At 29.4% G+C, this 12920-nt stretch carries 6 protein-coding genes; 4 read left to right on the top strand and 2 right to left on the bottom strand.

Annotated features, from left to right (window positions below):
* Positions 1 to 368: 368 nt before the first annotated feature.
* Positions 369 to 1076, bottom strand: coding sequence for a C39 family peptidase (locus KQI30_RS08050; protein ID WP_216462786.1), 708 nt, complete (start codon positions 1074 to 1076; stop codon positions 369 to 371).
* 140 nt (positions 1077 to 1216) lie between these two features.
* Here KQI30_RS08050 and KQI30_RS08045 point away from each other — a divergent pair, with 140 nt between their 5' ends.
* Positions 1217 to 1765 (top strand): metal-dependent hydrolase, encoded by a 549-nt coding sequence (locus tag KQI30_RS08045; protein WP_216462785.1) that lies wholly within the window; start codon positions 1217 to 1219, stop codon positions 1763 to 1765.
* On the opposite strand, the gene KQI30_RS17330 is transcribed toward KQI30_RS08045, so the two are convergent.
* Complete coding sequence (locus KQI30_RS17330; protein WP_216462784.1) at positions 1766 to 2194, bottom strand: type II secretion system protein; 429 nt, start codon at positions 2192 to 2194, stop codon at positions 1766 to 1768. It abuts the gene before it with no gap.
* A gap of 174 nt (positions 2195 to 2368) precedes the next feature.
* On the opposite strand from KQI30_RS17330, the gene KQI30_RS08035 reads away from it, so the two are divergent.
* From KQI30_RS08035 to KQI30_RS08025, 3 genes are all read left to right on the top strand, one after another.
* On the top strand, positions 2369 to 3481 hold the full coding sequence (locus KQI30_RS08035) for an ATP-binding protein (protein ID WP_216462783.1): 1113 nt from the start codon (positions 2369 to 2371) through the stop codon (positions 3479 to 3481).
* A gap of 364 nt (positions 3482 to 3845) precedes the next feature.
* A complete protein-coding gene (locus tag KQI30_RS08030) occupies positions 3846 to 6692 on the top strand; it encodes a DEAD/DEAH box helicase (protein WP_216462782.1) in 2847 nt (948 codons plus the stop codon).
* Positions 6693 to 6878: 186 nt separating this feature from the next.
* The gene (locus KQI30_RS08025) at positions 6879 to 12896 is read left to right on the top strand and encodes a lectin-like domain-containing protein (protein WP_216462781.1); all 6018 of its coding nucleotides are present in this window, start codon (positions 6879 to 6881) and stop codon (positions 12894 to 12896) included.
* The last annotated feature ends 24 nt before the right edge of the window (positions 12897 to 12920 follow it).

Here is a 12920-nt window from a genome sequence, read left to right as displayed (position 1 = left end):
GTTAGTATCTTTAAATTTGTAAACTTTTTCTCATGAGTATTCATTTTAGAGTAATTATTATGTTTTACACATCTTGCTATAGATAATGCATCTATAGGATCATTTTTACCTTTACCATTAAAAAGCTTTGACTGATTTAATGAAACTATGTTATTATTCATTTGAATAACCTCCTTGGTATTTTTGTTTTGCAATTATCATTTTACCTAGGGAGGTTATTTTTTTCAATTCTTATAAAGTCTCAAAACAGGAATGCTGTGCACTGAATTGTGCCCTGTCTTGCAAAGGAACTATCGATAACAAATCTTTATTTATTAATACAACAGTCCCTTTTATCATTACAATAAACAAACAATATTACCACTTGGTTATTTTGAAATAGTGACAGCTTGTCTACCTAAGCTGTTCCATCGGTCTTCAAAGATATCTTTATCTACATTGTCCTCGGTTCCTGTGTAAGGATCATTGATGATTACTTCATCTTTAGTAAATCCAACTAAAAGTACAGCATGTTCTGGAATAATCCATTCTATAGTTTCATCACCATTAGTCCATGAAGATCCAACAGAGGATTCTTTCATATTTATAGTTACCCAAGTTACTACAGGCGTTCCATTTGCTACGGTACGGAGTAATTTATTAAAAGAACAGTCAGTAATATCATTACTTTTGCCATCAGTATATTTATCTACTAACTTTGCAATTGGTTTATGATATACTCCATATCCATTACTAGAAAAAGGATCACCAATAAAATATTCATTGGGACTTGAACCTTGTAGAGATCCATTTATGTATGAAGGAACATCCGCTTTTTCTATAGCCTCACCTAGTTCTTCTTTATTCACATCAACTCCATACCAATTTAATAGCATAGTAGTAGAAGTTAGTTCACAACCAGTAGGCATTTCAGGAAACTGATTTAATGGTGTGATGCCATCTATTTTATAATTACTTGGCAGTATTATTGAGAAAAGACTCTTGTTTAATATTCCATTAGTATCAATAGTTGAAAATATACCAACCGATACTAGTATAATTGTAATTAAAATTGAAATGATTTTAATTTTCTTCATATGTTACCTCGCTGCAATAAATTTACTATTAGTATAAAGGATAAATATGAATTTTACATGAATATGTTGTACTTATATAATATTTTATATTATAAATATATTTTACGTAGTGATAAATTATATGAAAGGAGGACATAAGGATGAGAGGAAGACAACATGTGTTAATAGGAACTACTGCTACAGTTGCTACAGGGATAGGGATTGTAAGTAGTGGTAGTAGTATAGTTAATGTTATGCCTATAGTTATAGGGGGTGTAATCGGTTCATATATTCCTGATATAGATAGTCATAAGTCTAAAGCGGCACAAATGTTTAATAAAATATTATCTATATCTATTGTAGTGTTAGCAATTCTATATTCTTTAGGCATAACGTTGGATTTAGAAAAGCTTAGTAGTTTTTTTAACTCTGATAATCCAAAAACTATAGCAGTGTTGATGTTTGCGGTATTAACGATACTTGGAAAGTTATCGCCACATAGAATGTTTACCCATAAGTGGTTTGGTACTATGTTATTTTGTTATAGTGTATATTTAATGGGTAACATATATTTCACAATAGGATTTGTTACAGGATACATACTACATATAGTTGCTGATACTATGACGAAAAATGGGAAATACCTAAAGTTTTTTCAGTTTAAGCTTCCATGTAGAAATTCTAAAAATAAATTTGATATTAGCTGGTAGCTAATTGTATAAATCTTCACCGTTAGGATATACAGAGATGTAATGTCCTGGTGATTTTTCTACATATATGATAACGGATTCATCGGTATCTATAAAAGCAACAAAATCTGATGATATAGCAGTAGCCTTTGGAATAGTTTGAAATGTATCTGCGATTTTTGTTTCGGCAACTGAATGACCAGAATTTGTGATTTTAACATAAGTAGGAGGAGTTATTGAGCTAGAGAAATTAGATGTACTATCAGCCAATAAGATAGATACATTATTGTATATTAACTTAGCGTTTCTTCTATCAGTAGCCTTTTTTGCTTCCATGGTCATTGTTGAATATTTAGGAATGGCAATAGCAGCTAAAAGAGCTATAATAGAAAGAACTATTATTAATTCTATTAATGTATAGCCAGATGTTTTCTTATTGTATTTAATCATGGAGGACCTCCTTTATGGAATTTCAATGATAATTTAAAACGTTTTAACAATTATATATAATTATAACAAAATATGTGTTAAAAGTTAATGGAAGAGAATAAATATATTATGAAATACAAATATTTTTTAATATATTTTAAAAAATATAAAAAATTGTAAAGTAGGGGAATTATAATGAGTGAGGTATCCGCTGAGAGTGTATTTAAACCAGGATGTTTTTCAAGTTATACTTATGTGTGTAGAAAAATACCTTATATAGAAGAAACTTATGAAGAAAAGTTAGAGCAGGATTTAAAGATATCTGGATGTTTAATATCTATAGTTGGTCCATCAAAATCAGGCAAAACATTACTATGTGAAAAGGTAGTAAAAAGTGACAAGTTAATAGAGATATCGGGTATAGATTTTGATGAAGATAATAATCTCTGGAAGGTAATTTTAGAAAAATTAAATTTTACATCACGGGGATGGAATAAAGATAAAATTATAAACTACTTTAATGAAAATAATTTAATTTTATTATTAGATGATTTTCATTACGCATCTAAAGTTGCACAGTTAAATATAGCAAAGCAACTAAAATATGCGTTAAACAAAAATTTAAAAGTTATAGTGATATCTTTACCAGTATTAACAGATGATGCAATAAGAAAAAATGTACACTTAATAGGAAGATTGATACTTATTAATATTGAACCGTGGAAGGAAAGAGAGCTTCAACATATTGCTATAAATGGATATAAAAAAATAGGTATAGATATATCACAAAAATATATTAAAAATATGGCTAGTGAAAGTTTAACATCACCACAGCTTATGCAAAATATTTGTTTGAATTTATATTTTCTTATAGCTGGTGGTAACATAAAAGATATTGATGATAAATTATTAAAAAAGGCCTACAAAAGAACTACTTTAAACTTTGATTATAAAGATGTGGTGAAAACTCTTAGAGAAGGAATTAGATCTAGATTGAGTATAAGAGAAACATTTAGAGTTCAGGGAGGAAGATTTCAAAACAGCAATGAATTAATTTTAGATGCAATTGCTTTAAATCCACCTAAGATGGTTTTTACAGTGGATGAGTTAATTTCTAGAATTAATAGTCTTATAATAGATGAGAAAAAGGTTATTAAGTTAGAAATCGAAGAAACTCTTACAAAGTTGGTTGAGATGTTAAAAGTAGAAGAGTCCTTATATCAAGTGATCAGCTATAATGGAATTAATGTTGAAATTTTAGATCCACTATTTTTATTTTATCTAAGATGGCGTAATATAAAATTATAAGAATGGGACTGTCGCACAAAAAAGTCATATCAGAGTGCGGCAGTTTTTTTGCAAAATAGAATGTCAAGGCACAGTTTTCAGTGCACAGTGCACAGGGATGGAGGAAATTCCCTTTGGGGAATTTCTGAAATTGTAAGTGAGACATTTTTGGGTATATAGTAAGCTTTAGTTTCCTAAAGATATTTATATTTGATATGTAATTATTACAGGAGGCTAATGAAGGCTGCGCCTTCATGTAGCTTGGAGTAGGAATCCATGATTAGTGAAAACAACATTGATAAAGACAATTTGTATATTAATTATATCTATAAAATTTTTATATGTTATAATTCTAGTAGTTTTTTGATAATGCGAGGTGAGATAAGTGAAGATAGAGGATTTTGAAGATATTATTAGAAGAAAGGTATCACCAATTGTAAGAAGAAGTGGTATTGAGCTATACAAAAAAGGCGCAGTAAAAAGTATCAAGGGTAAAAAGTTTCAGGATTTTTATGCCCTTTATGGTGTAGTAGAAAGTGAAAATAAGATAAAAGAATTTAATACATATATGAAGATTAATTTAATTGATGGAAATATAGAACGTGCTAGTTGTGGTTGTGATAATTACAAGAGGTTGTCTAGAGGAAGTAAATTTTTTATTTGTAACCACCTAGTTGCCACAGCAGAAAAGTTTTTAGTGGCGATGAGGAAGAAGGTTGGAGTAGCACCTTCAAAAAAGGTTAATAGAGATAATACTATCTTGAGAATCTTAAGAAAAGTAAGTGATAACAAAGTTTTATATGAGATAAGAACTTATTTAGGAAAAGATAAGGTAGTAATAAAAGATGAAAATTTAAGGGATTTTCTAGAGGTTAATATAGATAAAAAAATAAAGTTTACTTATGACTATTTAGAGATTAATACAAAGATAATGAATAAGCCTTTACCGCTATCATTTACGTTAAAGGATGATGAGAAAAGTCTTATAGTTTCTACTCATAAGAAGATACCATTACCACTTACAGAAAAAAGAGATGTATACTTTTTTAATAATGAAATCTATTTACCACCGAAGGAACAAATAGATAATTATATTGATACTTATGCTAATGAAAAATCATATCCTAAAACAATAAAAGCTTATAATGAAATTTTAAATAATCTTAGTAAAATTTCTTCTAATATAATAGTAAAAGAATCAGTACGAGATTTTGCATCACAGTATTATAAGCCAGAATTCTTTTTATATAAAGAAGATAATAAAGTGTATTGTACGGTAAATATTTATTATGGAAATAAAAGAGTAAATATTTTAGTAGATAGTAATGATGTTATAAGAGAAAAGAAGAAAGAAGAAACATTACTTATAAAACTTTGTGGTATTGGTTTTGTAAGGAAGGGAGAAAGACTGGAGTTTATTGGTGATGATGAAGTTTTATTTGATATATTATCATCAAAAAATGAAGAGATACGTAAGTTAGGTAAGGTAGTTCTAGGTAAAGCTTTTAAGGAAAATGGAGTATATGATCAATGTAATATTAGTGGAGAGATATTAAAGGATGATGATAAATATATTTTCCACTACAATATTGATGGGATTAATAATGATGAGATATTTGATGCTTATGAAGCGTATAAATCTGGAATGGAGTTTTATAAAAGTAGCAATGGTGGATTTATAAATTTTAGAGATAGTGGTGTAAAGAACTTTTTTAATTTATTAGGAGGACTAGGAATAAGTGCCAGTGGCGGTGAAATAGTTATTGATGAAGATAAGGAAATCTATATTAGCGAGGCTTTAACCGATATTCCAAGAATAAAGGGAAAAGAAAATTTACATAAGGCAGAGGAAATATTAAGGGATAAAGATGAAGTACCAAAGAATTTTAAAGGTAGCCTTAGAAATTATCAAATAGAAGGTTTTAGGTGGTTTAAAGGTCTAAGCAAATTAGGTCTTGGAGGTATTCTTTCCGATGAGATGGGGCTAGGTAAAACGATTCAGACTATAGCATTTATATTATCAGAAGAAAATGAAAAGTTTTTAATTGTTGCGCCAACGTCGCTTATATATAACTGGAAAAGTGAGTTAGAAAAGTTTGCAGAGGATCTTAGGGTAGCTGTTGTTCATGGAGGAAAAAGAAAAGAAATTATAGAAAACATAGAAGATTACGATGTTTTACTTACTTCTTATGGAACATTGAAAAGAGATATTGAACTTTATAAAGATATTGAGTTTGGATATTGCATATTAGATGAAGGTCAAAATATAAAAAATCCTGATGCTGAGAATACAAGAATAGTAAAAGCAATAAATAGCAAAAATAGATTTGTCCTTACAGGTACACCGATAGAGAATAACTTAATGGAACTTTGGAGCATTTTTGACTTTATCATGCCGGGATATTTATTTTCTAAGGAAGTATTTAAAAAGAAATTTATTTTTAATGAAGATATTGAAACTTTAAAATTGCTTATAAATCCGTTTATCTTAAGGAGAACTAAAAAAGAAGTAATAACAGAATTACCAGACAAGATAGAGAAAAAAGTTTTTGTAGACATGACACCAAAACAAAGTAAGGTTTATAAAGATTATATGAAAGAAGTATTATATAAGCTGCAAAGTGGAAGTGATAATAAGATTGAGATTTTTTCATATCTAACTAAGCTTAGACAAATTTGTTTAGATCCATCTATTATAATAGAGGATTACGAAGGTGGCAGTGGTAAAGTAAAATCAGCATTAAAATTGATAAAAGAAAGAGATGGGAAGATATTATTATTTTCACAATTTACATCTATACTTGATAAGTTGGAAGAAGAATTTGAAGGTAGAGATATAAAATATCTTCATCTAGATGGTAGTGTCCCTGCAAAGCAAAGAATACAGAGAGTAGAGGAGTTTAATAATGATAAGTCTATAAAGGTATTCTTGATATCACTTAAGGCAGGGGGAACAGGCTTAAATTTAACTTCGGCATCTACGGTAATACATTTTGATCCGTGGTGGAATCCAGCAGTAGAAGATCAAGCTACTGATAGAGCTCATAGAATAGGACAGAAAAATGTTGTAGAAGTTATTAAACTTATAGCGAAAGATACTATAGAAGAGAAAATTATTACACTACAAGAAAATAAGCGAATGCTCATAGAAAATGTTATAAACAGTGAACTTAGTGAAGGAAATTTGCTTAAGAAGATTTCTATCGATGAGATAAAGGAGATATTTAGGTAGAATAAGTGAATATTATAGAGAATAATGAAAAAAGTAATGTAACTTAGAGAAGTTACATTACTTTTTTTATCTTAATTATATTTTTTATGAATCAAATACAAAATATTACATTTTTTATATAATAAATATTATAAAATATAACATGTAATGTAATAAAATGTAATTAAAGAATAGGGAGGGAAAATGTTGAAAAAAAACAAGTCTAAAAAAATTGCTATTAAAACTAAACAAATGATAGCAAAAATTTTAATTATAATTTGTTTAATAACTAATGTTAATACAAATTATGTAGTTTTAGCTCAAGATGAAAATACAAAGACTGAGATTGAAGCAGCGATAGAATGGCTAGAAGCTAATCAGAATGAAAATGGTACTTGGGGAAACAATGATAAGCGGATAACGACGTATCAAGTTCTAGATGCGTTGCAAAGTGAACCGGATAGTGAAGAAAGTTACAAGAAAGGTTTAAAATGGGTAAAAGAACAAGAAGAATACACAGTAGATTATCAAGCAAGGCGATTAATGATAAAAGAATTAGTAACAAAAGATAATATTGAAAACTTAATAAAAAACCAAAACGAAGATGGAGGTTTTGGATTGACAGATCTTTATGGAAGTGATGTAGTAGATGCTAATCTTGTTTTAACAGTATTACTAGATCAGAATGAACAAGAAGTAGATGTTGAGAATAGATTAGTCAATTATATACTTAATCAGCAAAATGAAGATGGTAGTTTTTCTTATTTAGAAGGCACAACAGGAAGTTTAAAACTTACTGCAGAAGTTATTATTGCACTAAATAAGTTTAATAATATATGTGAAAATAATTCTTTTATTGTGCAACAATCAATAAGGAAAGCAGGAGATTACTTATTATGCAAACAAAAGGATAACAAGCTTTGGGGAGATTCATTAGAAGATGTACGAACATCTCTTAAAGCTTTTTCAGCAGTACTTAATACTGAAGGTATACAAGAAAGTTTATATATAGAAGACGTAGTTAGTAGACTTCAATTAGAAAATGGAAGTGTAATGAATGATGCATATGCTACAGCACTTTATATTGAGTTAATGAGAAAAATATCAGAAATACCTAAGGCTGATATAGATTCTATCAATATCTATAAAAAGGACAATGCAGATAAAACTTTATGTAAGAGTTATAAAGCATATGAAGATATGACAATAGAAGCAATTGCTAATTATGATGAAGAAAAAACAGAAGTTAATGTTTCTATTTTAGATGAGCATGGGGGAGTAGTTTTTCAAGATAATAAGTTAAAAACAGATTGGGAAGTAAAAAATCAAAGCCCAGGACAATACAGAGTTGTTGTACAAATAATTGATTCTAAAAGTAGATATATAATATCTTCTGCCGAAGAGAATTTTACAATTGAAGAAAGTGTACAAGTAGATAACTTTGAAACATTAATTGATTGTGATTCTACAATGGTAGGTGAACCTATAACTATCAATACAAAGGTTACATTTGATAATTTATCTAATGTAGATGAAAATCTTACATTGAAAACGAAGATTTTAAAAGATGATGTAGTAGTTAAGGAAGATTCAAAAATACAAGAACTTAACAAGAGTAAAGAAAGTTACGATGTTGAGCTTATGACATTTGAACCAGAAGTTACAGAACCTGCTACATATACTTTTAAGGTAGAAGCAATACAAAATGATAATTTAGTCGGTAGTAATGAAAAAAAATTTATTGTTTATGAAAGACTTTCTAATACTAGTGTTTATATTACACAAGATAAGGACAAAGAAAAACTTTATCCAGGAAAAGATAATTTGAAGTTGAATTTTCATTTAAAAGGATTAAAAGAAAATGATGAAAAAGTTATGAGTTATAGATCATTTTCAGTACTAGCCGCTCTTGCAGATGAATCAACATCATCATTTGCTTATAGTGGAAATATTATGTCCAATGAATATATAGAGTTTTATTTGAATGGTAGAGGATATACATTAGGAACTAAGGAAGGAAATCCTGACTATATTTCAGATAATAATAAAAAGTTACTTTATGGACATCCAGGAAGTGGTACAAGTTATACTACTGTAAATATTGATGATAATAAATATACATATTCTCCAAATGTTCAAGGGGTAACTCCAGATTTATCTGAAGGTAGTGTAACATCGGTTGAAAAGATTGGAAGTATTAAAATAGAACAAAAGTTTACCATTGTCAACAATTCTAATACAGGTAGAGATGATATGGTTGAAATGCGTTATGTTGTTAAAAATGAAGATACAGTAAGTCATAGTGCAGGATTGAGAATAATGCTAGATACTATGTTAGGAAGTAATGATGCAGCACCTTTTAGAGTTCCAGGAATAGGGGCATTAAGCTATGAAAAGGAGCTAGTGGGAGATAAAATTCCACAGTATTGGCAAGCCTTTGATAACTTAAGCAATCCATCTGTAGTAGCTCAAGGAACTTTTTATAAAGAAGGAATGATAAAGCCTGATTTGGTACAGTTTATGAATTGGAGTAGAGTTAGTAGCGAGTCATGGTATCTTACTCCTACAGGAAGTAGTACAGGGGATAGTGCAGTAACTGTCTTTTGGAATCCTACAGAATTGTTACCGGGAGAAGAAAGAGAGTATGTAACTTATTATGGAATCGGAGAGCTAAATTCAGATATTAGTGGAAGTTTAGTAGCAAGTATTACTGGTGCTTCAAAATTAGAAGCTACAGAAGAAGGATATGATCCTAATCCATTTTTAATAACTGCTTATGCATATAATATGGGACTTGAAGAGATAGGGAATGTTAAAGCACGTATTGTTTTACCAACAGGACTTAAATTGGATGAAGAAGAAAAAGAAACTCATTTATTTGGGAATATGGGTGTAGGAGAGGAAAAGCAAACTTCTTGGAATGTAGTAGCAGAAGATTCTTTAGTGGATAAAACTTTAACTTATTCTGTTGTATATAGTGTAAATGGAGTAGATATTAAGACTGTAAATAGAACTGTTTTTGTTCCTAAACGAATTAATAATGTAGCTGGACGAGATGTAGTATTAGAAACTGTAATACCATCATCAGAATTCAAGATTAATCCAGAAAAAGTAATACCGGCACCTTCTGAAATTATTGAAAAAGAAGATGGTAATCAATTGTTACGTTGGAGTTTTGATAAGATTGATATTGATGAAGTTATAGATTTACAAGTTGAATTAAATGGAGAAAACCTCATATCGGAAGCTAAGTATGTAGTAACTAAAGATACTACATTAAGTTATACAAATAGAGAAAATGAGAGAGAGATTCGTAAGCTTAAAAATATGTCAGTAGAAGTTAATAAATATGAATTGGAATCAGAAATTATTACAGATAAGAAAGAATATACAGCAAACGAGAACGTTATAATTACAAATAAAACTAAGAATCTTCATGATTATTCTATGAATTTAACTGGAAAGGTTACAATTTATGATTCAAATAATGAAGTAGTAGAAGTTTTAGACAATAATATTGAATCTATCTGGGAAGGAAATGAAGAAAAAGAAAGTAACTATACATTTGATACAAAAGAATTAATGATGGGAACATATAAGATAGAGGTTCAATGGTTTGAAGGAAGTAAAATTATACAAACTACAGATGCTTATTTCAATATTAATAAAAACGGAAGCATAAAACACAATGTTTTTGTAGATAAGCAACAGTATAATGCTAATGATGTAGTTACATATACAAATAAAATAAGTAATACAAGCATTAATTGTATAGAAAAAGGACTAACATTAGAAACAGTAATTACCAATGAACAAAATGAAGTTGTAAAAAATGACTTAGTTTCATTAGAAGATATACTGTCTTCAACACAAATAACTAAGAATGGTACATTTAAACTTAATGATAATAAAGTTGGACAATATAAAGTAACTGCAACAATTTATTTAGGTTATAAAAAAATAAGTGAAGAAACAACATCATTTAAGGTAATATCTACACAAGAAAATTTATTTGGAATAAGGGGAACTTTGAAGGTGTCAAATCCTACAATTACACCAGCAGAAAAAGTATCCTTTGAAAGTTTTGTAGAAAATACTGGAAATGAAGATATTCACAATATGCCTCAGATTATTAGAATTATTAAAGTTGATACTGAAGCAGAAATAAAAAGATATCAATGGGAATCAGATATTGCAGTAAGTAATAGTGATAATAAGTCATTCTCATGGGGTGATAAATCTATAGAAGCTGGTGATTATATCATACAATATGAGGCTATTAAACCTGATGGTGAAAGTAAGTTGATAGCAGCTACTAACTTCACTGTTAAATATATAGAAGATGATTTTGAGAAAGAAAATAATTTATGGAGCTATATGGGTACAGCCCATAGAAGTGATGATGGTTATGCTGTATTAACAGAAAATAAAAATCATGAAAATGGAGCAATGTGGTTAAAGCAAGGAATATCAATGCCGTTTGTTACTAACTTTAAGTATAAAGCTGGTGGAGGAACTGGAGCAGATGGATTTGTATTTATGTTTGCTAAAAAGGTCGATGAACTAGGAAATGAAGGTAGAGAAATGGGCTTTGCAGAAGGAAATGGTTATGGAATAGAGTTTGATAGCTTCTATAATAAGTTCCATGGAGAGCAAACATCTGTAAATAGAAGACATATTGCATTAGGAAAAGATAAATTATCGTCTGGAAATAAAGGAGATATTGTAGATTCATTAGCTATGAATGTAACTGAAGAGGTAGCAAACAAGTTAAGTGATGATAATTGGCATGATGTACAAGTTAGGGTTACAGAAGACGGAGTACAACTTTATTTAGATGGTGAGAGAGTATTGGTTTATAAAGGAAAATTAGATACTACTTATGATGGATTTGGGTTCTCTGCTGCAACAGGTACGGAAAATAATCATCATTATATTGATAATGTAGTGATAAGGGAAAATACAGAAGTTTCATTAGAAGATATAAAAGATGATTTTTCAGAGACAAATGATAAGTGGAGTTATCTTGGTAATGCATATAGAAGTGATGAAGGTTATGCGGTGTTAACAGAAAATAAAACATGGCAAACAGGAGCTATGTGGCTTAATGATGTAGTTTCAGCACCATTTACTAGTAAATTTAAATATAAAGCAGGCGAGGGTAATGGAGCAGATGGTTTTGTATTTATGTTTGGTAAAGAACCTAATAAGATAGGGGCCAGTGGTGGAACATTAGGATTTTCAGAAGGTAATGGTTATGGTTTAGAATTTGATAGTTTCTACAATGGAAGCAGTGAAAATATCAACAATAATAACAGACATATAGCTTTGTTTAAAGATAAGCTTACATCTACATTAAAAGTTAATGCTACAGATGCTATAGCCGCTAAAGTAAGTGATAATAAGTGGCATGATGTTGAAGTAAAAGTTAAGACAGATGGTATTGAAGTATTTATTGATGGCGAAAGTGTTATGAATTGGTATGGAAAAATCGATAAGACTTATAGTGGATTCGGATTTGGAGCTGCTACAGGAGATTATACTAATAGTCACTTTATTGATGATATTGAGATAAAAGAAGATACAGAAGAGATAACAGAAAATATAAAAGACGATTTCAGTGCAGATACAGGATTATGGAACTACATGGGAACTGCAGCAAGACTTGAAAATGGATTTACAAGAATAACACCAAATGAAAATTGGAAAAATGGTGCTATGTGGCTTAAAAAGGAAACATCAAATAAGTTTACTACAAAATTTAAGTACAAAGCTGGTGAAAGTAGTTGTGGAACTAATAGTGATGGATTTACTTATATGTTCTATAGAAATCCAAATCAATTAGGTAATACGGGAGAAGCTTTAGGGGTACAAGATGGTAGTGGATATTTTATAGAATTTGATAGTTTTTATAACGGTAGCAACGCTGAAAAGATAGGTGAAAATTCAGCACATATTGCATTAATGAAAAATAGCACAAGTGGAGAAGTACTTCAATTTAATAATGATGATGTAATAACATCAAAAATAGCTGATGGGCAATGGCATGATGTAGAAGTAAGTGTAACTAGTGAAAGTGTACAAGTATATGTAGATTCTTTACTTGTAATTGACTATAAAGGAACACTAGATACTACTTATACGGGAACTGGATTCAGTGGAGCAACTGGGGGATACAATCAAAATACTTTTATTGATGATTTTGAGATAGACATAACAAGATAACTTAAAAATGAACCATATTGTATG

Source organism: Clostridium bornimense, assembly GCF_018917145.1.
Taxonomy (GTDB): domain Bacteria; phylum Bacillota; class Clostridia; order Clostridiales; family Clostridiaceae; genus Clostridium_AN; species Clostridium_AN bornimense_A.
The sequence above is the reverse complement of the archived record's forward strand: the minus strand, read 5'-3'. Positions and strand labels throughout refer to the sequence as shown.

Coding starts and splice junctions, on each gene's coding strand:
- KQI30_RS17330 (WP_216462784.1), bottom strand. CDS start 2,194: ATGATTAAATACAATAAGAAAACATCTGGCTATACATTAATAGAATTA.
- KQI30_RS08035 (WP_216462783.1), top strand. CDS start 2,369: ATGAGTGAGGTATCCGCTGAGAGTGTATTTAAACCAGGATGTTTTTCA.
- KQI30_RS08050 (WP_216462786.1), bottom strand. CDS start 1,076: ATGAAGAAAATTAAAATCATTTCAATTTTAATTACAATTATACTAGTA.
- KQI30_RS08045 (WP_216462785.1), top strand. CDS start 1,217: ATGAGAGGAAGACAACATGTGTTAATAGGAACTACTGCTACAGTTGCT.